We start from the raw sequence: 22,199 nt of genomic DNA, 5'->3' as shown, positions 1-22,199 counted from the left end.
ATTCACCTGCCTGTCTGACTAGATGAAGCGAATTACACTCGGTGCACTGGATTATGGTCTCGCTTTCGGCGTTGATCGCGCGTTGCGCGATCTTGCCGAAAACGGGCGGTTGAGCGCGCTCGGCGCTCTGGTTGCCACCGAACTCTGGCCACGGGAATTCCGGCCGCTTCAGGAAATCGCCGAAAAAGTCGGGCAGCAGACGCTGTTCGGGATCACGCTTGCCTTCAGTGGCGACCGGGTGATCCCGGTCAGTTCGCGCATGCAGGAGATCTACGGCGGGCGGATGTTCACACGCGAAAAGTTGAACAGGCGCGCGTTCTTCCGGCTTCTGCCGGACGAACTCCTGATGGATGAAGCGGTCGCCCAACTGGCGCGCTATAGCGTGCTGATGCAAAGACCGCCCGATTTCGTGGCTGTGCGCGAAGGTCTTCTGACGCGGACATCCCTTGCACGGATCGTCTTCAAAGCCGTGGAACGAGCCGATTTCGAAAAGCCGCCACTGGTCATTTCGCCCCTGCAGCCGGGCCTGAAAACACTGCGCCTGGCGCGGCTGGCCAAGACTTACGGGCTGCAGGTCCTGCCCAGTTCCGAACCGCTTCCACCGACCGCCGATTCTGAAGAACTACAGCAACTTCTGCTCAATCATTTCGATGGCATGAGCGACCGGAGTTTCGTCGCTTCCATTCCCGGTAAGTCGGACGACCGGTTGATGCGCGAGGAACCAAGGAAAAAAATTGCGGTGCGTGAATGTCAGTACGACGTCCTGAAGAGCGATCGTTTTTTTCAGACCCTCGATCGCAAGAACATCTTTCTGCGCTGAGAAACGCCTGACTTCCTGCGGTTTTTTAACCGTTTGAACGAAAAAACGGCTCTGCGGGGAACAGAGCCGTTTTTCGTGGAGGTCAGGAAGGGGGGAGGGGCGACCCCTCTTCCATGACTCTGATATAGGTATTTTTTTCTTGAACGCACGTGATGGAAATCACAGGATTGCGCGTGGCCTTAAAATTTTTGTGTCGTGAAGATCCTTGGCAGGGGGCAGGTGTGGCAGAAATAAAAGACTTTTTGAAGAACAGCTTCTCCCTGGAAGGGCTGGAGCCGGAACTTGCCGTCGGGCTGTCCCGTCTCGCCAGGCCGATGAAACTGGCAGCCGGCACGATTCTTTTCGAAAACGGAGACCCCGGAAATGGATGCTACGCCGTTCTGGAAGGGTCTTTGAAAGTGTCGCTCCTGTCCGTGGAAGGCGATGAGCAGCTACTGGCGGTTCTGGGGCCGGGCGATCTTGTCGGCGAACTGGCACTTCTCGACGGCCGTCCGCGGTCCGCAACCGTCAGCGCCCTCAAGGAAGCGAACCTGGCCTTTATCGACAAGGCGGCCTTCCAGCGCTTTTCCGACGAACACCCTGCCGTTTACCGGCATATGCTGTCGATCGTCGGCAAGCGCCTGCGCCATGCCAATGACGTTCTCGCAGCGAGATCCTTCCTGCCGCTGCCCGGCAGGGTTGCTCAGACCCTTCTGCAGCTGTCTGAAACCTTTGGCAAGAAGCTGGACGACGGGCGGACGCTCATTCACTACAAGCTCAGCCAGGCGGACATTGCCAACATGGCCGGTGCGGCGCGCGAAAATGTCAGCCGCGTGCTCAATGACTGGAAGCGCTCCGGGACGATCAGCCGGATCTCAGGCTACTATTGCCTGGAAGACATGGACTTCCTGGAACAGGCCTCGACGCTGTAACGGCGCGAAGCACGGCACGGCCGCTGATCGCCTCGCAGGATCCTTTTCCGGTTAAGCCGGACGGCATTGGAACTTACTCGGGTGGAGCCACCTGCTGTGTTCCTGCCAGTATCGTTCCAAGTGTCTGCGTGTTGAGGCTGTCGAGAAAGGCTTCGGCCGCGTTTGCCATGGCACCTTTCAAGGCGCAGCGCGGCAGGAACGCGCACACGGCGGGCTCGGGCTTGAGGCAGGCAACCACGCCCAGGTCCGGCTCGATCAGCCTGACCACATCCCCGAGACGTATGTTCTCCGGCGATCGGCCAAGGCGGATACCGCCGCCGCGCCCGCGGGTGGTTTCCAGGTAGCCGGCCCGCGCGAGCTGGGCGACGATTTTCATGACATGCGACTTGGCCAGGCCGAGCTTCGTGCTCAGGCCGTCGACGGTCTGCGGGCTGTCCGTCTGGCCGGTGGCCATTAGTATTCTCAAGGCAAAATCGCTGGCCTGACTGAGGCGCATGGCTGGGTCCCATAAAACATTCATCTGAGATGTTGATTTTAGAGTCCGTTTGTGTCATTTAAAAGATGCATTTAAAATGAATGTTATGGAGAGTGTGATGGACGCGCAGAGGTCCCATGCCGAAAAATACAGGTTGAAGCTGCGCCTGGACGCCAGAACAGGTGATCGTCTTCGTCGTTACGAAGCTGTTGACGACGAAGCCATCCAGGTGATGGTGCACACGTTTTACGGCTGTATTCGCGAACACCCGCGCCTCGGTCTCATCTTCAATGCGCGGCTTGACGGCAAGTGGGAAGAACATCTGCCGAAAATGGAAGCCTTTTGGCAATCCGTTCTCCTGAAGAACGGGGCGTACAAGGGCAAACCCGTCCCGGCGCATCTGAAGCTCAAGGAAGTTGTCAGTTCCGACTATGGCGAATGGCTGTCCGTTTTCCGCCCGGTCGTACGCGAACTGTTCGTGCCTGAACTGGCCGATGAAATCATAGCGGTTGCGGAGCGGATCGCGCAAAGTCTCTGGCTTGCCACGTTTGGCCATGCCGGGTCCTCTCCGCCGCCGGAACTCACCTCGCAACAATCGGATTGGAGTGGATCATGCTGGTAGCGATCGTTCTTGTGGCCGAAGTTCTCGTGGTCGCCTGGTTTGCAATTTTCTCGCTCATGCTTTTGTCCATGTACCTCGATTCACGGCAAATGCCGGTTCCGAAACTCGATGTTGCCGGGCGCACTCTTATCGGCAGCGCCAAACTCGCCTTTGTCACCGGCATCATCGCGCTCGGCGCATTGACCGTTTTGGAAATACCGGTCTTCGGCTAGTTACCTGAATCCGAAATTCACCGCACCGGAAGGAAAACAGAATGACCTGGACCAAACTGATGCCGCGTGGTCTGCCGATCCTGCTGATCTGGGTCGCGGCCCCGCTTCCCCTGTGGATCATGGCAATCCTGATGCTTGTGATCTGACAGGACCCCCTTGTGATCTGACCTGCTGCCGTTAGTCTTTTGCCCACATTGAACGGAGGGGCGCGGCGTGAGCGACGAAAACGAAAAACCGAGCGGTGAGCTGACGCTGCGAACCATGGCCATGCCGGCAGACACCAATGCGGCCGGAGACATTTTCGGCGGCTGGGTCCTGTCGCAAATGGACCTTGCAGGCGGAATTGCCGCCGGTCAGCGCGCGTCGGCCCGGGTGGTCACCATCGCCGTCGACGGCATGAAATTCATCAGACCGGTCCATGTCGGAGATGTCCTGTGCGTCTATACGGACATCGTGCGTGTCGGTAACACCTCGATGGAGATCAAGCTTGAAGCCTGGGCCCTGCGCCACCGCTTCGGTGTCCGCGAGAAAGTGACCGAAGCTCAGTTCACCTTCGTCTGTGTGGACGATGACGGGCGCCCGGTACCGGTGCCGAAGCAGGACGCCGACTGAGCTTCACCGCTGACGGTTCAGGATATCGGCAAAAAGATCCTCGTCGACCGCGCAGGTGCATCCGTTCGCCCATAGTCTGAGCAGGTCTTTCAGACGCTGTACGCGCTGTTCCTGTGACAGCGGCGCCTTGTGCCGCGGCAACCCGCCCAGGACACGCAGGCTCCTGATACGCATCATCACGCAGTTCTCGGCTGCCTGTTGCCACACAGCCAGGTCGGCGTGCGACGAATGCGCCGCCTGATGGTCTTCAATGAGAACTGCCGCGCGTCCCGCGATAGGCTCCTGGTACAAAAAATCCTCCATCGGTTTCCCGAGGAGGACTGGCGCATGAAATCAAACCGCTTCGTTGCCGAATGGCCTCTTTGAGGTTCCAGACGACCGCATCCCTGTTGCGGAAACCACCTTGCCCGGTCTGGCAGGTTGGCGAGGGCGCCAGCCCTTCTCTTGATGATGGCGCGGTTATGACATGAGACAGGAGCCTTGGCAAGCGGCGCAGGAAAAGTTGATGCCCGCGTCAGGACTGGACCCGGTCATAGTCGATCCGGCCATCCACCAGATGCACCCGGCGTTGCATGCGCCCGGCGAGATCCATGTCGTGGGTAACGGCAACCACGGTCGTCTTCTGCGTTTCCACGATCGCCTGCAGGCTCTCGAAGACCTGTTCGGTCGCAGCGGAATCGAGACTGCCGGTCGGTTCGTCCGCCAGGATAAGGTCGGGGGAGTTTGCGAGTGCGCGCGCGACGGCCACCCGCTGCCGCTGACCGCCCGAAAGCTGCGCCGGCCGTCGATGAAGGAAGTCTTCCAGGCCAAGGTCCACAAGCAGGCCGGTCGCGTGCTCAAGCTGGGCGTGAGCGGAAAGTCTGCCGAGTTTCTGCATGGGGATCATGATGTTTTCAAGCGCCGTGAATTCCGGCAGAAGAAAGTGGAACTGAAACACGAAACCGATTTTCGCAAGGCGCATCGACGCCATCTCGGCCGAGGAAAGGTCCGCCGTGCCGCAGCCTTCGATCAGGACTTCGCCGGATGTCGGCCTGTCGAGCAGGCCAAGCAGGTAGAGCAGTGACGACTTCCCGGATCCCGAAGGTCCGGTGATGGCGACGAACTCGGACGTCCCGACGCTGAAATCGACATCCTGAACCAGCGTGACCGGAACCACGGCCGGCAGGATGCGCGTGAGTTTGCGCGTCTGGAGGAGGGGGCTCGTATCGGTCCCGGTTTGTGGTTGGGCCGCGATCATGTCGCCCCCCGGATGATGTCCACCGGGTTCAGTTTCGCAGCCTTTCTGGCCGGTATGAGCCCGGCGATGCCGGACGAGAACAGCGCGAGAAGACAAGCCAGGACATAGTGCACGTAGGAAAAATGGATCGGCAGCCGTGTCATCTCAATGTCGGTCGTAACCTCGAACTTGACCGTGGCGAGATAACTTGAAAGCCCGAACCCGAGCCCGCATCCGGCAATCGCTCCGAGAACACCGATCACCAGTCCTTCAAGAACGAAGATCTGCTGGATATCGGTTTCGGGAAAGCCGAGCGATTTCAGGATTGCTATGTCCCGGGCTTTTTCATGCACGATCGTGGACACGATATTGAAGATACCGAAACCTGCGACCACGAGGATTGCGCCGACGACCGTGTACATGATCGCGTTGCGTACAACGAAGGCTTCCATGAGGCCTTCGTTGGCTTCTTCCCATGAGACCGCCTTGTAACCCAGCTGACGCTCGGCGCGCGCGGCGATCCTGGTCGCGTCGTTGATATCGGCAAGTCTCACCGAAATGCTGTTGATGATGTCCGGTTTCTCGAGAAGTATCTGAACCGCCTTGAGTGGCGCATAGGCCAGCCCCTCGTCGCTGGTCGTGATGCCCGTGTGGAACAGGCCGACGATCTTGAAGCGTTTCGCGATCCCGTTCGCCGAGGTCAGCGTGACGGTATCGCCGAGCTCCGCGCCAAGACGTTCGGCGGCCTTTCGGCCGATCACCAGGCCATTTGCAGTCGCATCGAGCGCTTCGAAACTGCCGGCGCGCATGTCTTCCCTGATCTTGGAAACCTTCAGTTCGCGCCCGGGGACGACACCAACCAGCGTCATGCCGATATCCTGTCCGCTGTAGCGCAGCACGGACTGTCCGCTCAAACGTTGGGCGAAGTCTCCGTCGATCCATTCGCGCAGCGATGCAATTGCCTCGGTCGGATTGCGGATCCCGCGCAAATCCTCCAGGGGCCGGAGCCCGTGAAAGGCCACTGCGTCATAGAGTGCGGTTGCAGGTTGCTCCGCCGGATTGCGTTTTTCGTCGAGAATCTCGACATGCGGAATGGCCTCGATCAGGGTCGTCATGAAGTCTCGCTGTGACCCCTCCATGAGACTGGCCATGGCGACCGAAAAGCCGACGCCGAGCGCAACGCCCAGGGTGGAAACGATGGTCTGCCGCAGGCGGTTGCGCACGTGCGTTGAAGCGATCCTGAGAAGCAGCACTACATGGCTCCTGCGTCGACCGGACTGACCTTTTCACCCTGGGAGAGATCCTCCCGGAACGGGAAAACGACCCGGTCTTGTTCGTCGACACCGTCCAGCACCTCGACTGTTCGTGTCCCGCGAATACCCATTCTGACGTCCACCGCCGAGATCCTATCTCCCTCTGCAAGGATCTGAAGTGTGGTGCCGTCAAAGGCCGCAAGCGGAACCAGCAGTGCGTCATCCTTTTCCGTGGTCACGATATTGATTTCCGTGGTCATCCCGATCCGCAACGGCGTGTCGCGGGGAAGTTCGAGATAGACACGGTAATTCTTGAGAACGGGATCGCCTTTCGGGGTGATGCTTGCGACGGTTGCCGTGAGCATCTCGTTCGGAAACGCATCGGATCGAATGAGCGCCTTGTGGCCCTTGCGGACTTTCGGAATGTCCTCTTCGTTCACTTCCGCAACCAGCTGCAACGGCAGCGGCTGGCCGATCCAGAAAAGAATTTCGCCGGGCTCCGCAACCTCGCCGACGGACCCGTCCTGACGGAGCACGACGCCATCCATCGGAGCGGTGATCAGGTAATCCCGGAGCCGTTCCTTCTGCGCCGCGATCATGGCGTTGATGCGGATCACTTCGTTCTGAGCCTTGTCGTAAACCTGCTGGCTGACGACGCGCCGGTCCAGCAGTTGCAGCGCGCGCTCGCGGTCAGATTGCGCCAGCTCACGGCGTGCTTCCAGTTCCGCGAGCGTCGCCCGCGCATCGCCGCTGTCCAGCTCGGCAAGCTGGTCGCCCTGGAGAACCTTTGAGCCTTCGCAGCCGCAGAGCGAAATGATCCGTTCGCGAATGATGCTCGTGACCTTGGCCCACCGGACCGGTTCCACAACCGCGGTCGCGTAAACCACCTCCGCCGCGCTGCCCCGGTGCGGACGGACAACGTCGACCTCTGGCGGGCGGCTGAACCACCAATAGGCAGCCGCGACCCCGGCAACGAACAGAAAGAGCAGACTTGATAGGCGAATTGAACGCATGAGGCATCCGTGTGTGTTTTCACGACATCAGTCGTCCCTGTCCGAAACACGATCCGGCAATTGCTGCCAAAGGTGACGTGTTTCAAGGGCATCACACTAGAGGTGGCAGTCTTTGCGTCCATGTCATGGATCAATTCCGGCCGACTTCTACCCGGTTTGCCCGAAAGCGTGGCTTGAAGGGTGATCCTGGGAATAGATTTGTCATTCCGGACAAGTGCAGCGTCAGCTGCGCGCCGATCCGGAAACCAGATGTATTTCGCGCCGAAGGCGCGGCTGTTCATCGATTCATTGGGATTCGAGTTCGCTTCGCTCACGCAGATTTCTGGATTCCGGATCAGCGTTCAGCATCGCCTCACTTGTCTGGAATGACGGTGAGGAGACGCTACACCCTCCGTTGTCGCCCAGTGCAAACAGAGTAAGGTCCAGGCCGGACAGCTGTGGATCTCGCCTGGCAAAGACGGTCTCATCGGGCTCATTCTTGCGGCGGGACCAATCGTCTGCACATGAGTTGATGACAAATCCGGTACGCGATTCTGTGTTCAGATTTTGCATCGGACGAAATTGTTCCGCTTGCCCAACGACATCACGTCAACTGAACGTCCTGGCCGGCATACAGGAACAGTGCCATCAGGTGGGGTCTTTGTTGGAGTTGGTATAAGCTGCGCAGGGGTTCGCCTCAATAATGCGGCGGCTTCTCGACATGGTGCGCGGGGAGCACCTGCTCTGCCAGCTCCTCGACCTGGTCGGTCATCTTGTCCAAAAGGCGTGTCAGACGATCGATCTGTTTTCCCTGTTCCACGACAACGTTGTTGAGATCCTCGATCGTGCGGCCGGCATGCGCCAGGTCGATCTCGAGTTGCTCGATCCGTGCTTCGTGGTCCTCGGACATGGAAGATCTCCCCATCTGCTGTCGGGAGCCGGTGATACAGGTCGAATTCGTTTCCGGAAACAAATTTATTCATCGCAACATGCCGATGGGTTTAATCGTGCCTCGCGAGTGCTATATGAGCAGAGGGACCCCGCCTGACTGCCGGGGCACAACGAAAGAGATCTTCATGACCGCCTTGTCCGATTTCCCGATCACCGAAAAATGGCCCGCCAGGCACCCGGAACGGCTGCAGCTCTATTCGCTGCCGACCCCGAACGGGATCAAGGTTTCGGCCATGCTCGAAGAAACCGGTGTGCCCTATGAGCCGCACAAGGTCGACTTCGGCACCAACGATCAGCTTACGCCGGAATTCCTGTCGCTCAATCCCAACAACAAGATCCCGGCAATCATCGATCCGGACGGTCCCGGCGGCAAGCCGCTCGCGCTTTGGGAGTCCGGCGCGATCCTGATTTACCTCGCCGAAAAGACCGGGAAACTGATCCCGTCCGATCCGGGTGAAAAATACGAGGCCATCCAGTGGGTGATGTGGCAGATGGGTGGTTTCGGTCCGATGACCGGCCAGCTCGGGTTCTTTCACAAGTTCGCGGGCCGCGAATATGAAGACCGCCGCCCGTTCGAGAGATATCGCGACGAGGTCAAGCGCCTGCTGAACGTGCTCGACCGGCAGCTTGAAGGCCGCGACTTCATCATGGGCGATCAGTTCACCATCGCCGATATCACGTCCTGGCCCTGGGCGCGCAATATCAATGGATTTTATGAGGCGGCGGACGTTGTCGGCTACCACGACTTCAAGAACGTTGTCCGGTGGGTCGACACCTGCATGGCGCGCCCGGCGAGCCAGAAGGCGATCAACATTCCGGCCCGGGATTAGTTTCGGTACATGGCAAGGTCTCTCCGTTTTAACGGGGAGACCGGCAATCGCTCTCAACCGAAACAGTCGTGTGACCAAACCTGCCGCGTCTCGACGGTTTTTTCTTCGCCAGGAGGCGGAGTTCGTTCAACCTGGAAAAACAGGACGAAGTTGGAAAGCGCGGTCTTGCTGGGCGCGTCATCCTGCCAGCTGCGGCAAAGAAAACGGCCGTAGTTCAGCGCGAGCACCTGCGGTTCGTCCTCATAGGACTGGTCCTCGAGGTTAGACAGAAACTTGCGCCATCGATAGTTCGCATAGGTTTTCGAGACAACTGTTGGTTTCTCGAAATCGGCAAGGCCTGTCTTGCCGTTGTAAACATCCACCATCGTTCCGTCGGCAAGCTCGCCTTCGACAACCGGCCAGGGGCTCGTCATCTCGGGATAGGGCGCGAACATCGTCCAGTTCTGGTAAAGCCCGAGTGCCTGGCGCACGCCGATGAACTGCGCGGGCAAGGTGGTTCCGCTTGCCGGGAGTGTCGATACGTTCTGGACGGTGACGAACACGAAGGCGGCGGCTGCGAGCCCCTGCGTGACACTACCGAAACGCGGTCGCCGCTCGCGCCAAGGCAGCAAGAGTGACGTCACGCGTGAGAACAAGGACCGGTTGCGCCCGACCCAGTCATAAAACCGGTCGCCGGGATTGCGGAAGAAGGAAAGCCCCAGAAGCTTCCCGAGTGGCCAGAAGACCGGCGAGATTGCGATTAGCCTGCCCAACGCTTGGAACTTGAAAAAGCGATCGTCTCCAACGGTCAGGACCCATGAGTTGCGCGCTTCGAGTTCGGCCCCGATCTCCGCGTCGTCCTGCGCGGGCCGGACGGGTGTCGCCGGGAGGTACAGAAACACCTTCAGGATCTGGCAGGTCTTTTCGCAAAAATCGCAGCCGCGATCGAACCACATGACGACGGGCCGCTCCGTGCGGGCAGGCAGAAGGCGCGCGAGCCTGTCCCACATCCAGCCCGGCATGAAGGTCAGATTCATGATGATCGAGATGAACGGGAAGAAGCCGATTTCGAGGAAGAGCGCGAACCCCAGATGCATGGTGATGAAGGCCAGCATCAGGAGCGTGCGGAATGTCCGGTGAAACAGGGGCGAGAATATCAAGATCGGGCCGACCAGTTCCAGAACGTAGACGTAGAATGTCAGTCCCGTCAGGAGACCCTCAAACTGCCGGAACCAGAGCGCAAACGGAGTGACAAGGTAGTCGAGTTGGAGCGCGTAATAGACCGCTGAGCCGTCATGCGTCCAGATGGGGTGTGTCTTCAAAAGCGCGCTGAAGAAATACATCGACATGCCCTGCAGCAGCAGGACTGCCGTTGCGACGGTGCAGTAGGTATGGTTGGGCTCATAGGGTCTGCGTACCAGGGCGGCATCAATCGAATAGCGCGCCCCAAGGGGCAGAAACATGGCCCAGAACAGGAGTATCAGCGCCAGATTGTCCTCACCGGACAGAATAAAGGTGTTCCTGTTTTGCAGCGACAACAGCAGCGCCCACGACAACACGGTCATCAACCGGGTGCGCCAGCCCACCATGAGTGCAAGAGCGACAAGTCCGGCCGCGAGGAACAGCATAGCCTGGAACCAGGCTGATCCGTTGCCCAGATGAAACGACCATGTGGTGGCGTAAAGATATTCGATCTGCACATTTCGCGGCATCACACCGGCATCGGTGTAGTGGGCGACGAGGTCGCGTGCACGCATGGAAAGGTCGACCAGGATCCACAGGCTCAAAAGGACGCGGAACAGCGCCAGCGTGCGCAGATCTATCCCGAAAATCGTTCTGATAGATGCCAGTCTAATCGCCAAGAGACACACCGCTTCTGGGCAGGTTTGAACATGCCAGGGTCTTGATCCGCCGCAAAAAATACCGAAGTTTCGTAAAAATTTGGATTAAGAGTTTTGCGTGAAGCGACGGCGTACTTGCACAGAAGCACGCTAAAGCAGCACAAATGAATTGGACCAGAACGCGCGGTGGCTTTGCCAGGTTGGTCCCGGTTGCAATTATTGCGGTGATCTTTGCCACCACTGCCGTCCCCGGGAACAGCGGCACAGGTCCATATTAAGGCTTCGAGAGGCGAATGGCTTGAAGCCGTAGACACGGGCGTTCTTGCCACGGCCGTCAGCATGGTGGTCTTTCATCTCGGAGGCGTACGTTTCGACTGGGCATGAAGGACGATCCACGGCGTCTTTTAGATCAACGGAAGAAGCGCCTTGAATGCGGGCTCATTGAGAAGGTCGGCAGCTTCGTTGCGCGTCACCCAGCGCCGGTTCCGGTGATTTTCCTCCCACGCGTCTTCCGGCAGAATTCGGCTGACTTCCATGGCATAGACGGCAACGTTACAGGGCGCGCCCCACTTCTCGTAGGTGAAAGATCCAAGTGGTGTGTCGCCGGTTGAGCCTTCCACGCCAGCCTCTTCCCGGGCTTCGATCATCGCCGATCTTGCCGGGCTGAGACCGGGTTCCACGATCCCTTTTGGCACGACCCAGTGGCGCCCGCTGCTGGACCCCACGATCAGGATTTCAGGGCCTGCCTCTGTTCTGCGAAACGGAATGATCGCCGATTGCGTGTAGTAGTAGGCCGGTCTTGCTCGCCGCCCGGGTCCGTCCGGGGACGGGTACGGAAACAGGTCCGGCAGATCCCGCGGGTCCACGCGTTCGCGCAGAAGCGCGCCGCCGTCCCGATCCTCCACCATCAAAAGCATGCCGGAACGGGTTTCAATCTCAAGCGCCAGACTGGTTGCCAAGGCCTTGATACGGTTCGGGGCAGCGACGAGGAGCACCCTGTCTTTATCCGAAAACGAGGGCAGGCGCCCGTCGGACAGGTCTTTCGGCGCTTCTATTCCACGCGCCGTCCAGCCGGCCGCCTTCAGTGCCTTTTCCGCTGTGACCCGCGCGCGGGTTGTCGGTTCGCTCAGAACAGCATCCGGACGCAGGCCTTTCTGTCCGAGCCAGCAGCCGATTTTCTGTGCCTGCCGTTTGCCTTTTGTGCGCAGGGGGCAAGCGGTCTCTGCCCCGGTCCATGTCTTGTCGCGCGCACCGGCACAAAGCAGCAATATTTGCATGCGCGCCTCCTCAAGCGGCCTTTCGTTCCGGGCAACGGCGGTCATGCATGGATGTTACCGGGCCACCTGAGCCGTGTCATGACCGCCGAAATCAGCAGTGCTCAAAAAAAATTTGGCAAATGTCCATCGGGCGTCCCTCCGTTCGTCATGTCAATGAAGGCAATGTCGCCTTTGACACTTGGACAGGAGATGGAAATGACGATCTGGACGATACTTGCAGGAGGTGTTGGTGTGATTGCGTTGCTCGGCGCCGGGACACTGTTGCTGCCCAGGAATGTACATGTGGAGCGCCATGCCAGGATTGCCGCATCACCGGAAACCATTCTGGAACTCGCTGCCTCGAACCTGGGATTTCAAAAGTTCAACCCCTATCTGACCTCCGATCCGGAGTTGAAAATCAAACCATTCGGACCGGACACGGGCGTCGGGTCCGGATTCCATTTCGATGGCAAGGAAGGCAAGGGTACGCAGACTGTCGCGGTGGTGACGGAAACCAGCGTGCGCTACGACATCGACCTCGGAGCGATGGGCAAACCGGTACAGGAAATCTCGGCTGAAAGCCTGCCCGGCGGTGCCCAGGTCACCTGGACCATGGACATGGATCTCGGGTTCAATCCGATAGCCCGTGTGTTCGGGCTCTTCCTCGACGGTATGGTGGGCAAGACCTTTGAACAGGGCCTTGACAACCTGGCGTCTGCTACCTGATCAGATTGAGACAAAGAGGATTTTGAAAATGCGTTACACATTCCTGCTTTACACCGACCCTGCCGATCTTGCCGGCATGACACCTGAGGACTGGGCCGCCGAGAAGGAAGTCTACGGCGCCTATATCGGAGCGCTGCAGAAGGCGGGTGTCTTCGTGGATACGGACTGGCTGCAGCCGGTTGAGACGGCGACAACACTCTCGCTCAAGGGCGGCAGCCGTCAAGTTCAGGATGGACCGTTTGCCGATACGAAGGAAACGCTCGGCGGATTTTTCATCATCGATGTCCCGGATCTGGACGCGGCCTTGGCCTGGGCTGAAAAATGCCCTGCGGCCAAGACCGGAAAGGTCGAGATCAGGGCATCGGCAATGGGCTCGGTGTGACAGATCCCGCTCGCGCAGCCGAACTGGCTGCGCGGGACAGCTATGGGCGTCTGCTGGCGCTCCTGTCCGCGCGAACCCATGACATCGCACTGGCTGAAGATGCCCTGGCCGACGCCTTTGCCAAGGCTCTGGACCATTGGCCCCTGCGCGGCATACCCGGCAATCCGGACGCATGGCTGCTCACCACCGCCCGTAACAGGCTGACCGACTGGCAGCGGAAACAGCTGCGCTTTCCGGGCGAAAGCGAGATACCAGACATGGCGGAAGATGATAGCGCCAATGATGCGCTGCCTGATCAGCGGCTGTCGCTGCTGCTGGTATGTGCTCACCCGGCCATCGCGTCGGATCTGCATGTTCCGCTGATGCTTCAGACTGTCCTCGGCATCGATGCCCGCACAATAGCACGGCTTTTCCTGATCTCGCCGGCCGCACTTGCCAAACGCCTTGTGCGCGCCAAGGCGAAAATCAGGGATGCGGGCATTCCGTTTGAAATCCCGGAAGGGACAGCTCTGACAGAGCGCAGCGCTTCGCTGTTGGAAGCCCTTTATGCTCTTCACGCCCATGACTGGCTGGACCCGGTGGACAACCTGGGCGAGGAGGCGCTCTACCTCGCCGATCTCTCGAGCCGGCTGATGACAGAAAACCCGGAGGCCCTCGGTCTGGCTGCCTTGATCGCCTTCAGTCACGCAAGGGCCGGGGCGCGGACAATCGGCGGCACGCTCGTTCCGACCGGGGAACAGGACGTCTCGCTTTGGCGCGACGATCTCATCGCCTACGGCAAACGGCAGCTGACCCGGGCCTACGGCAAATCGGCGGTTGGCAGGTTCCAGATCGAAGCGGCCATTGAATCCATACATGTCGCGCGCAAGGAGACCGGTCAGACCGACTGGCAGGCCCTGAACAAGCTCTATTTTGCGCTTCAGCAGCTGGCACCGTCCGCCGGCGGGCTGGTTGCCCAGGCCGTCGTCACCGGCAGATTGCATGGACCGGCGGCGGGATTGGGGGCGCTTGATATCGCCGAGGCGCAGACCGGAACCGGGTTTCAACCGCTTTGGGCAGCACGGGCGGACCTCAATGCTGGGCTGGGCAATCGCGAGACAGCGTCCCGCTGTTATGAAAAGGCAATGTCCCTTGCGACTGATCTGCCGACGATCAATCTCCTGCGCGCCCGGTTGGCTGAACTGCAATAGGGTCGGTGCGCCTCACTCAACGTTTGGATTGGACCAGTTATTCGGCTTGAACGGTGTCTCAAGTGCGCGTTCCACCAAATGCAAATGATCCTGCCCGTAAAAAGGGTCGCCGTCGACGATATAGGTTGGTGATCCGAACAGCGCCTTCGAGACGGCCCATGTCGTGTTCGCCTGAAGCTTGTCCTGGACTTCCCGCGAGGCCGCCCTTTCCAGATGGGTCTCTGGGTCGAGCCCCAGTTCCTGCGCTATGGTTTTCAGCGCTGTCTCGTCCGACAGGTCGACGTCTTCGCGCCAGTGCGCCTCCATCAGCCGGTGCGCCATCCTGTCGGTTTGGAGTCCTGTTTCGCCCAGGGCAATGATCATGCCCGATGCAACGCTGTAGTCGGCATCATGCTGGCTTGGCCGGTGATTGATGATTGGAACGGAGCGGTATTCCGCCCACCGCTCGATCTCGCGGCCGAAGAAATAGTCGACATGCTCCTGTGTACGTTTGCGGAAGGCAGGACTGCGCTGAGCCTCGACCACTGGCGACAAGAGGACAGGTTTGTGGACCAGAACAGCATCGTGATCCCGGCAGATACGCTGGATTTCGGCGGAGCCGAGATAGGCGAATGCGGAATGAGCGGAATAAACATATTCGATGACGGACATGACGCGCTTTCTCGATCTGCTTTGAAAAGGTCTGTGCGGGAGCGTTTTGTTTGAAAGTGTGTGTCAGCGTTCGGCGCGCGCCAGCGCGAGTCCGACGCCTGCGCCGATGAAGAGCGCACCGGTCAGCCTGTGGCGGAGGCGCCCGAGTTGCAGCACCAGGGGCCGCGAGATGTTCGCCGCCGCCACCCACAGAAGATCGCCGAAAAAGACGATGGTCAAATAAACGGAGGCGGCGGCTGTCAGGTGCGCTGCAGTCGGAACTTCTCCGGTGAACTGGGGCAGGAAGGCCGCGATGAACACCAGCGTCTTCGGATTGGCAATCGCAAGGAACAGTCCCTGAAAGAACAATCCGGTCAGGGTGCCGCCTGTCGCCTGCACCTGTCCCGCATCATCCATTCCCTGGCGCCAGGCGCGGATACCGAGGTAGATCAGGTAGACGACGCCTGCCCATTTCAGCCAGACGAGTGTGCTGGCTGCAAATTGCAGCAGGGCGGAATAGCCGAGCACGACGATCACCAGTTGAACGCCCACGCCTATCGTGGTGCCGACAACGGTCGCACAGCCGTAACGCGGGCCGTGTGCCAGCGTGTTCGCGATAAAAAGCGCCACATTGGGGCCTGGTATCATGACGAGCACTGCCGTCGCGGATGCCAGTAGAAGAAGGGAAGCAGGATCCATGACACTGTTCTAACAGAACGTGTACTGTGCGCAATGAAGGACCGGCTGGATCTGAGCAGCCTGCAGGTTCAGGAATGGATCCAGCACCGTGTCTGGCGTGTCATGCGGATGTGCGCACGCGTTCCTCAAACGGGTTGTCCACTCGGGGCCAATAGGCGTCCTGCCTTTTGGTCAGCGGAAGGTTTCTGAATTCAGGGGAGGTTCCCCCGGCTGTTGCCATCTGGATGATCCGCGACGCGATTTTTTCGAAGGGCGCGTAGAAATGAAACAGCGATTTGACCACGACGATCGACTTGTCCGCCAAATCGATACCGAGCTGTTCGAACGCTTCCGGGTGATACACCTGCGTTCTGAGATTGTTGATCAGGATGTCGACCTCATCGCCGGTACGCAGCCAGACCACGGTTCCGAGCGGTTCGAGCCCGAGGCCCAGATGCTGGCCGAGATCGCTTTGAATGTTCATGACCTGACCGCTGAGGTCGATCGGCTGACCTGAATCCGTGCCTGTCTTGCCGCCCAGTCTTAGCTTGATGGAAGCGCCGATCCCGGCGTCCCGGCAAATCCGGACGGCAACCGGGTCCCAGTAAATTCCGCTTGCAACATTTGAAAGGTTCCTCTTCATCAGGGCGTGCAGCACAAAGGTTGAATCCCCGGGGGCACCACCGCCCGAATTGTCTCCCATATCGGCGAGAACAACCGGTCCGCTCGTTGCAGCCGCTGCTTCGCACAAGGCGTCCTCGAGCGCTGAAAACGTGCTCGTGACCTCATACCGCAAATCGAAAAAAGTCCGGCCGAGTGTCTCTGCCGTTTTCTGTGCGAGCAGGGGGTTGTTGTCAGCAACAACCAGCGTCCTCGTGCCGACGTCTTCGACATCGGCCCAGGGGAACCCGTGCGCGAGGGAGACGGAAAGAATGCCGGCCCGGTTCTCCAGATCGCGCATGTGCTGTACGAAGTCACGCATCTTGCCGGTCTTTGTCAGATAAAGATTGATCATCCGGCAATCGAACGCACGCATCACGGGCCGGATGTCTCCGGACCGGGTCCGCCGCGCCAGTTCGAAGAGTTCTTCGGCACGTGCAGACGCGTCGTCATGCGGATATTCCTTGAAACAGACGATCAGGTCACAGTTTGCCAGCATCCGTTCCGTCAGGTGGCAATGCTGGTCCAGCGCGGTGCCGATGACCGCATCGGGGCAGATCGAGCGGACACGTTCCAGAATGTCACCTTCGCAATCGTCGCAACCCTCTGCCACCATGGCGCCATGCAACTGCAGCAGAACAACGTCGATATCGCCCGCCTTGCGCAAGTCCGCTAGGATTTCGTCGCGTAAACTCCGATAGCAGTCGGATGTTGTCGGTCCGGCGGGTTCGGCGATCGCCGCGAGACTTTCCACCACCTCCCAGCCGAATTGCTCTGCCCGGGCGCGCCAGACATGCAGGGCCTCCGTCATCAGGTTCGGCGGTTCCTGCGTCGCCGTGCCGTGCCGCAGATAATATTCCTTGAAACCGGACAATCCTGTTGGCATCGGCGAAAAGGTATTCGTCTCGGTCGACAGGGTGGCCATGAAGAGTTTCATCGTTGCAGGACCTTGGTTTGTGTGTCCGTCCTTGGCACCGGCTCAGGAGCTTTCAACCGCGCCGGCCTGACCGGACCGGTGCGGTTCATCTCACCACTTAGCCTTCTTTCCACCAGCGCTGCATGAAGCTGCTGCCATCGAGATCGAGGTTTGATCCCATGACATCCGGTGTGCCGACCGACGGCCGTGTCGCAAAGACGTAAGAAGCAAACATCGGAATGGCGACTCCGCCCTGATTGGAAACAATATCCTGCATTTCCCAATACATGTCGCGGCGTTTTTCCGTATCGAGTGTTGCCCGCGCCTCGGTCAGAAGCGCATCGAACTTCTCGTGTGACCAGAGCGACTCGTTCCAGGAGACGCCGGACTTGAAAGCCAGAGAAAACATCAGGTCCTCCACCGGCCGGCCGGCCCAGTAGCTCGCGCACCACGGCTTCTTGAGCCAGACATCCGACCAGTACCCGTCATTGGGTTCCCTCACGACCTTCACGTTGATACCGCAATTCGCAGCCGAATTCTGGATCAGCAGCGCGGCGTCGATGGCCCCGGGGAAGGCGGCGTCCGAGGCCGACAGCTCTACATCGAGACTGCTCAGACCCGCCTGCTTCAGGAAGTACTTTGCCTTGTCAGGATCAAGGGATTTCTGTTCCAGCTCGGAATTGAAGTATTTCTGACCCGATCCGATGGGATGATCGTTGCCGACCGAGCCGTATCCGAAGAGGATTTTTTCAAGAAGTTCCTCGCGGTCGATGCCCCATTTGATCGCCTGGCGAACGTTGTTGTCGTCAAACGGAGCCCTGTTGGTCAGCATCGGGAAGCTGTAATGCTGTGTCCCTGCGACCGAGTGCACATTGAGATTGGGATTTCCGGCAAGACGTCCTGCCGTTTTGACATCGATCTTGTCGGCGACGTCGACATCGCCGGTGAGCGCTGCCGTCATGCGCGCGTTCGTGTCGAGAAGCACCAGCAGACGCCATTCATCGACATGCCCGGCCGCATCGGTCCAGTGGTTGGCGTGTCTGGAGAGCTGCGCCGCGACACCGGGGTCGAATTCGTCGAGCCGGTACGCGCCGCTGCCGATACCGGACTGCCAGTCCATCTTGCCGTCCACCGCCGGCATGATCGCGATATGATAATCGCTGAGGGCTGCCGGGAAGTCGGCGTTGCCGGCCTCGAGTTCGAACACGACAACGTCACTGCCATCGACCCGGATGTTCTTGACGCCGGCCATCAGCGGCGCGGCGGCCGACGTTGTCTTTTCACCGCGGTGGTGGTTGATCGACGCGACCACGTCTCCCGGTGTCACGGTTTTGCCGTTGTGGAATTCCGCGCCGTTGCGCAGTTTGAACCGCCAGACCGAGGCGTCGCCCGAAACCTCCCAGCCCTCCGCCAGCGATGGCTGAACCTCATTGTTGGGGTCGATCTCCGTCAGGTAGCCGTTCATGGCAATTCCAAGCGGAATGAGAAAACCTGCCGCGAGCAGGCCCGGATCAAGCGTGTCGCTCGTGGCACCGTGCCCGAGACCCGCCGTCAAAGAGCCGCCTTTCTTCGGTGTCGCTGCTTCGACCCGGTCCGCCCAGGCGCTTGCCGCAGCCACGGTCAGGCCGGTCGCAAGAACGCCCCGCATGAATTGACGCCGATCGATGCTGCGCGACATCAGGCGATGCTCCATGGTGCGCAGAAAGTCCTGCTTGTTCATCGTCATCCTCCAACTGGTGAGCCGTTCTGAATTGGCTCGACAATCGGTTTGGTGCTCGGTGGACGCAATTTCGCACTTTTATGCAAGTATGAGCTACTTTAAGCTCTTAAGGGATGCCGATACACCGGAGCGGACGATCGCGATGACCGATGATTTCAGGGAAAACCTACGCTTTCTATGCGCGGAAAAGGCCTCCACAGCACAGGTGTGCCGCGACATCGGCATCAACCAGCAGCAATTCAGCAAATACCTGTCCGGCCGTTCCAGACCATCGGCCAACAACCTGCGCCGGATGGCGCGGTATTTCGGGCTCGAAGACAGGGAACTGCTAGGAAGTCACACGCAACTTCTGTCGTCCTATCGGGCAAGAACGGCCACGCTTCGGGAACGCCGCCAGGACCCGCTCGCGACTGTTTTCCCGGGAGATCTTGCCCGCCTGCGGCCTTTTCTGGGGGCCTACCAGGTCTATTTTCAGGCCCCGGTCGATCCGACCGGCTATGTCGTGAATTGCGTTTTCCTCGATGAGCGCAACGGTGTCGTCTACAGCCGCCTGATCGAAGCGCTTGCCGACCCGGCGCTGAAACGCCGACGCTGGACGAGATGCGACGGCAAGGTCTCCTACCAGAACGGCAGGCTGTTTGTCGTCGACAGTGAGCGGAAAAACGAAAACGCGCTCAGCATGCACATCCTGACGCCGCCTCCAAGGCAGAAACGGCAGTATCTTTTCGGCTCCATGTGCTTTCTGGCATCAATGCCGAGGCGCATGCCATATGCGTCGAAAGTGGTCTGGCGCAAATTCGAGACCTACAGGCCGGTCAGGGACCTGTTCAAGAGCTGTGGCATCTACAGCGCCGAGAGCCTTCGGCTCGATCCTGTTGTTCGCAAGTACCTCTCCGGCCAGATGGGTGAGGAGACAGGCCTCCTGTAACGCGAACGAAGCGTTTGTTAAGGCCGCCCGTGCGCGTTATGCAAAAAGGGCGGCCCGAGGACCGCCCTTTTCATAAAGCTTCTGAGCTGAGGCTTCTTAGAAGCCCATGCCGCTCCCCCGTGCCGCAAAGCGGCACAATCAGAAAAAGGTGGGCGGCGCGTCACGCAAAAAGGGCGGCCCGAGGACCGCCCTTTCCGCTAAGCTTCTGAGCTGGGACTTCTTAGAAGCCCATGCCGCCCATTCCGCCCATGTCGCCACCCGGCATTGCCGGTGCTGCGTCTTTCTTCGGCAGCTCTGCAACCATGGCTTCGGTGGTGATCAGCAGGCCGGCAACGGAAGCTGCGTCCTGCAGAGCCGTGCGGACAACCTTGGTCGGGTCGATGATGCCGGCTTCGATCATGTTGACGAACTCTTCGGTCTGCGCGTTGAAACCGAAGCTGTCGCTGTCGTTTTCCTGGATCTTGCCGACCACGATGGAGCCTTCGACACCAGCGTTTTCAGCGATCTGACGGATCGGAGCTTCCAGGGCACGCAGAACGATCTTGATGCCGGCTTCGATGTCGGCATTGTCGGAAGACAGTGCGGCGACGGCCTTCTTCGCACGAAGCAGGGCAGCGCCGCCGCCTGGTACGATGCCTTCTTCGACAGCGGCACGCGTTGCGTTCAGAGCATCGTCGACGCGGTCTTTCTTTTCCTTCACTTCGATTTCGGTCGCACCGCCAACGCGGATCACGGCAACGCCGCCTGCGAGCTTGGCAAGACGCTCCTGGAGCTTCTCACGGTCGTAATCGGAAGTGGTTTCTTCGATCTGCGCCTTGATCTGACCGACGCGGCCGTCGATGTCTTCCTTGGAACCGGCACCGTCAACGATGGTGGTGGTTTCCTTGGTGATCGCAACTTTCTCGGCGGTGCCGAGCATGTCGAGAGACACGTTTTCCAGCTTGATGCCGAGATCTTCGGAGATCACGGTGCCACCGGTCAGGATCGCGATGTCTTCGAGCATGGCCTTGCGGCGGTCGCCGAAGCCCGGTGCCTTGACAGCTGCGATTTTCAGGCCGCCGCGCAGCTTGTTGACAACGAGGGTTGCCAGCGCTTCGCCTTCAACATCTTCAGCGATGATCAGCAGCGGACGGGAAGACTGAACGACAGCTTCCAGGATCGGCAGCATGGCCTGCAGGTTGGAGAGCTTCTTCTCATGCAGCAGGATGAAAGGCTTCTCAAGGTCAGCCAGCATCTTGTCGGCATTGGTGACGAAGTAAGGAGACAGGTAGCCACGGTCGAACTGCATGCCTTCAACGACTTCGAGTTCGGTTTCCAGGGACTTGGCTTCCTCGACGGTGATGACGCCTTCGTTGCCGACTTTCTGCATGGCTTCAGAAATGTCCTGGCCGACCTGAACGTCGCCGTTTGCGGAGATCGTGCCGACCTGGGCAACTTCTTCAGACGTCGTGATGGTCTTGGAAGCGGCTTCCAGAGCCTTGACGGCTTCGGCAGCAGCAAGGTCGACGCCGCGCTTCAGGTCCATCGGGTTCATGCCGGCAGCAACGGACTTGGCACCTTCCTTGACGATGGACTGGGCCAGAACGGTTGCCGTGGTCGTGCCGTCACCAGCGATGTCGTTGGTTTTGGAAGCGACTTCACGCACCATCTGTGCGCCCATGTTTTCGAACTTGTCTTCCAGCTCGATTTCTTTCGCGACGGAAACACCATCCTTGGTGATGCGCGGTGCGCCGAAGGCCTTGTCGAGAACGACGTTACGGCCTTTCGGGCCGAGGGTTACCTTGACGGCATTTGCGAGTGTGTCGACACCACGGAGCATGCGCTCACGTGCGTCGGAGGAGAATTTTACTTCTTTAGCAGACATAGAGTCGTCTCACCTAAATTGGGAAGTTGAAGAGATCAGGAGCGGTTCGCTGTCGGATTAAGCGATCACGCCCATGATGTCGGATTCCTTCATGATCAGGAGGTCTTCACCATCGATCTTGACTTCGGTGCCGGACCACTTGCCGAACAGGACGCGGTCGCCTGCCTTGACATCGAGCGCAACGATCTCGCCGTTGTCTTTGCGGGCGCCGGTGCCGACGGAGATGATCTCGCCTTCCTGCGGCTTCTCTTTAGCGGTATCCGGAATGATGATGCCGCCGGCTGTCTTCTCTTCAGAGTCGACGCGGCGAACTACGACACGGTCGTGCAGTGGACGAAATGCCATAAGACTGTTTCCTCTCATGAGCGCGCCCCACGCAATTGGCAGCGCGCGAGACATGATTATTGGGTTGACGTAAGCAGGAAATCTTTGCCCCTGCCGCTCGCTAGCACTCCCTCAAGGCGAGTGCTAACAGCGCCTTGGATTTATGCAGCGGCGCTCGTTTTGTCAATGCTTTGTGACGATAATTTAATCC

Annotated in this window: 24 protein-coding genes and 1 riboswitch; of the genes, 10 read left to right on the top strand and 14 right to left on the bottom strand. The window is 59.3% G+C overall.

Annotation, left to right across the window (positions count from 1 at the left end):
• Nucleotides 1-22 precede the first annotated feature (22 nt).
• Nucleotides 23-820, top strand: coding sequence for a ChbG/HpnK family deacetylase (locus RBB49_RS02435; RefSeq protein WP_306141067.1), 798 nt, complete (start codon nucleotides 23-25; stop codon nucleotides 818-820).
• A gap of 221 nt (nucleotides 821-1,041) precedes the next feature.
• A complete protein-coding gene (locus RBB49_RS02430) occupies nucleotides 1,042-1,731 on the top strand; it encodes a Crp/Fnr family transcriptional regulator (protein ID WP_306141066.1) in 690 nt (229 codons plus the stop codon).
• Between the two features lie 73 nt (nucleotides 1,732-1,804).
• Here RBB49_RS02430 and RBB49_RS02425 read toward each other — a convergent pair whose 3' ends face one another.
• Entirely contained in the window at nucleotides 1,805-2,227 is a 423-nt protein-coding gene (locus tag RBB49_RS02425) for an Rrf2 family transcriptional regulator (protein ID WP_306141065.1), read from the bottom strand.
• A gap of 97 nt (nucleotides 2,228-2,324) precedes the next feature.
• Here RBB49_RS02425 and RBB49_RS02420 point away from each other — a divergent pair, with 97 nt between their 5' ends.
• From RBB49_RS02420 to RBB49_RS02410, 3 genes are all read left to right on the top strand, one after another.
• Nucleotides 2,325-2,828 (top strand): group III truncated hemoglobin, encoded by a 504-nt coding sequence (locus tag RBB49_RS02420; protein ID WP_306141064.1) that lies wholly within the window; start codon nucleotides 2,325-2,327, stop codon nucleotides 2,826-2,828.
• Nucleotides 2,819-3,040, top strand: coding sequence for a hypothetical protein (locus tag RBB49_RS02415; RefSeq protein WP_306141063.1), 222 nt, complete (start codon nucleotides 2,819-2,821; stop codon nucleotides 3,038-3,040). The genes RBB49_RS02420 and RBB49_RS02415 overlap by 10 nt, the downstream gene beginning before the upstream one ends.
• Before the next feature lie 261 nt (nucleotides 3,041-3,301).
• On the top strand, nucleotides 3,302-3,652 hold the full coding sequence (locus RBB49_RS02410; RefSeq protein ID WP_306141351.1) for an acyl-CoA thioesterase: 351 nt from the start codon (nucleotides 3,302-3,304) through the stop codon (nucleotides 3,650-3,652).
• Nucleotides 3,653-3,655: 3 nt separating this feature from the next.
• Here RBB49_RS02410 and RBB49_RS02405 read toward each other — a convergent pair whose 3' ends face one another.
• The 5 genes from RBB49_RS02405 to RBB49_RS02385 all read right to left on the bottom strand — a co-directional run bounded on the left by RBB49_RS02405 (nucleotide 3,656) and on the right by RBB49_RS02385 (nucleotide 8,023).
• On the bottom strand, nucleotides 3,656-3,955 hold the full coding sequence (locus RBB49_RS02405) for a hypothetical protein (protein WP_306141062.1): 300 nt from the start codon (nucleotides 3,953-3,955) through the stop codon (nucleotides 3,656-3,658).
• Nucleotides 3,956-3,984: 29 nt separating this feature from the next.
• A riboswitch (SAM-I-IV-variant riboswitch) is annotated at nucleotides 3,985-4,108 on the bottom strand.
• A 58-nt stretch (nucleotides 4,109-4,166) separates the two neighbouring features.
• A complete protein-coding gene (locus RBB49_RS02400) occupies nucleotides 4,167-4,889 on the bottom strand; it encodes an ABC transporter ATP-binding protein (protein ID WP_306141061.1) in 723 nt (240 codons plus the stop codon).
• On the bottom strand, nucleotides 4,886-6,121 hold the full coding sequence (locus tag RBB49_RS02395; protein ID WP_306141060.1) for an ABC transporter permease: 1,236 nt from the start codon (nucleotides 6,119-6,121) through the stop codon (nucleotides 4,886-4,888). Before RBB49_RS02395 ends, RBB49_RS02400 begins: the two co-directional genes overlap by 4 nt.
• The gene (locus RBB49_RS02390) at nucleotides 6,121-7,134 is read right to left on the bottom strand and encodes an efflux RND transporter periplasmic adaptor subunit (protein WP_306141059.1); all 1,014 of its coding nucleotides are present in this window, start codon (nucleotides 7,132-7,134) and stop codon (nucleotides 6,121-6,123) included. Before RBB49_RS02390 ends, RBB49_RS02395 begins: the two co-directional genes overlap by 1 nt.
• A gap of 676 nt (nucleotides 7,135-7,810) precedes the next feature.
• Nucleotides 7,811-8,023, bottom strand: coding sequence for a SlyX family protein (locus RBB49_RS02385; RefSeq protein ID WP_306141058.1), 213 nt, complete (start codon nucleotides 8,021-8,023; stop codon nucleotides 7,811-7,813).
• 166 nt (nucleotides 8,024-8,189) lie between these two features.
• Between RBB49_RS02385 and RBB49_RS02380 the strand changes: the two genes are divergently transcribed.
• Nucleotides 8,190-8,894: a glutathione binding-like protein gene (locus tag RBB49_RS02380; protein ID WP_306141057.1), complete on the top strand. Its 705-nt coding sequence runs from the start codon at nucleotides 8,190-8,192 to the stop codon at nucleotides 8,892-8,894.
• A gap of 53 nt (nucleotides 8,895-8,947) precedes the next feature.
• On the opposite strand, the gene RBB49_RS02375 is transcribed toward RBB49_RS02380, so the two are convergent.
• Together RBB49_RS02375 and RBB49_RS02370 are read right to left on the bottom strand one after the other, a co-directional pair.
• Nucleotides 8,948-10,735, bottom strand: a complete 1,788-nt coding sequence (locus tag RBB49_RS02375) for an HTTM domain-containing protein (protein ID WP_306141056.1) — start codon at nucleotides 10,733-10,735, stop codon at nucleotides 8,948-8,950.
• Between the two features lie 383 nt (nucleotides 10,736-11,118).
• Nucleotides 11,119-11,991, bottom strand: coding sequence for an NUDIX domain-containing protein (locus RBB49_RS02370; protein ID WP_306141055.1), 873 nt, complete (start codon nucleotides 11,989-11,991; stop codon nucleotides 11,119-11,121).
• 195 nt (nucleotides 11,992-12,186) lie between these two features.
• Here RBB49_RS02370 and RBB49_RS02365 point away from each other — a divergent pair, with 195 nt between their 5' ends.
• The 3 genes from RBB49_RS02365 to RBB49_RS02355 are packed head-to-tail and all read left to right on the top strand — an operon-like array spanning nucleotide 12,187 to nucleotide 14,268.
• Nucleotides 12,187-12,696 (top strand): SRPBCC family protein, encoded by a 510-nt coding sequence (locus tag RBB49_RS02365; RefSeq protein WP_306141054.1) that lies wholly within the window; start codon nucleotides 12,187-12,189, stop codon nucleotides 12,694-12,696.
• 28 nt (nucleotides 12,697-12,724) lie between these two features.
• A complete protein-coding gene (locus tag RBB49_RS02360; protein WP_306141053.1) occupies nucleotides 12,725-13,078 on the top strand; it encodes a YciI family protein in 354 nt (117 codons plus the stop codon).
• A complete protein-coding gene (locus tag RBB49_RS02355; RefSeq protein WP_306141052.1) occupies nucleotides 13,075-14,268 on the top strand; it encodes an RNA polymerase sigma factor in 1,194 nt (397 codons plus the stop codon). The genes RBB49_RS02360 and RBB49_RS02355 overlap by 4 nt, the downstream gene beginning before the upstream one ends.
• Before the next feature lie 12 nt (nucleotides 14,269-14,280).
• Here the strand turns inward: RBB49_RS02355 and RBB49_RS02350 are convergent, their stop codons facing one another.
• From RBB49_RS02350 to RBB49_RS02335, 4 genes are all read right to left on the bottom strand, one after another.
• The gene (locus RBB49_RS02350) at nucleotides 14,281-14,919 is read right to left on the bottom strand and encodes a 2-hydroxychromene-2-carboxylate isomerase (protein WP_306141051.1); all 639 of its coding nucleotides are present in this window, start codon (nucleotides 14,917-14,919) and stop codon (nucleotides 14,281-14,283) included.
• A 63-nt stretch (nucleotides 14,920-14,982) separates the two neighbouring features.
• Nucleotides 14,983-15,597 (bottom strand): LysE family translocator, encoded by a 615-nt coding sequence (locus RBB49_RS02345; protein ID WP_306141050.1) that lies wholly within the window; start codon nucleotides 15,595-15,597, stop codon nucleotides 14,983-14,985.
• 100 nt (nucleotides 15,598-15,697) lie between these two features.
• Nucleotides 15,698-17,173, bottom strand: coding sequence for a M81 family metallopeptidase (locus tag RBB49_RS02340; protein WP_306141049.1), 1,476 nt, complete (start codon nucleotides 17,171-17,173; stop codon nucleotides 15,698-15,700).
• Nucleotides 17,174-17,270: 97 nt separating this feature from the next.
• Nucleotides 17,271-18,872: an ABC transporter substrate-binding protein gene (locus tag RBB49_RS02335; protein ID WP_306141048.1), complete on the bottom strand. Its 1,602-nt coding sequence runs from the start codon at nucleotides 18,870-18,872 to the stop codon at nucleotides 17,271-17,273.
• A 142-nt stretch (nucleotides 18,873-19,014) separates the two neighbouring features.
• Between RBB49_RS02335 and RBB49_RS02330 the strand changes: the two genes are divergently transcribed.
• Nucleotides 19,015-19,800 (top strand): helix-turn-helix transcriptional regulator, encoded by a 786-nt coding sequence (locus tag RBB49_RS02330; RefSeq protein WP_306141047.1) that lies wholly within the window; start codon nucleotides 19,015-19,017, stop codon nucleotides 19,798-19,800.
• Nucleotides 19,801-20,020: 220 nt separating this feature from the next.
• Here the strand turns inward: RBB49_RS02330 and groL are convergent, their stop codons facing one another.
• Together groL and groES are read right to left on the bottom strand one after the other, a co-directional pair.
• Nucleotides 20,021-21,664, bottom strand: coding sequence for a chaperonin GroEL (gene groL, locus RBB49_RS02325; protein ID WP_306141046.1), 1,644 nt, complete (start codon nucleotides 21,662-21,664; stop codon nucleotides 20,021-20,023).
• Nucleotides 21,665-21,721: 57 nt separating this feature from the next.
• On the bottom strand, nucleotides 21,722-22,009 hold the full coding sequence (groES, locus tag RBB49_RS02320; protein WP_306141045.1) for a co-chaperone GroES: 288 nt from the start codon (nucleotides 22,007-22,009) through the stop codon (nucleotides 21,722-21,724).
• Between the last annotated feature and the right edge of the window lie 190 nt (nucleotides 22,010-22,199).

The organism is Roseibium sp. MMSF_3412 (assembly GCF_030733265.1).
Taxonomy (GTDB): domain Bacteria; phylum Pseudomonadota; class Alphaproteobacteria; order Rhizobiales; family Stappiaceae; genus Roseibium.
This window is presented reverse-complemented; position numbering and strand designations above follow the sequence as displayed.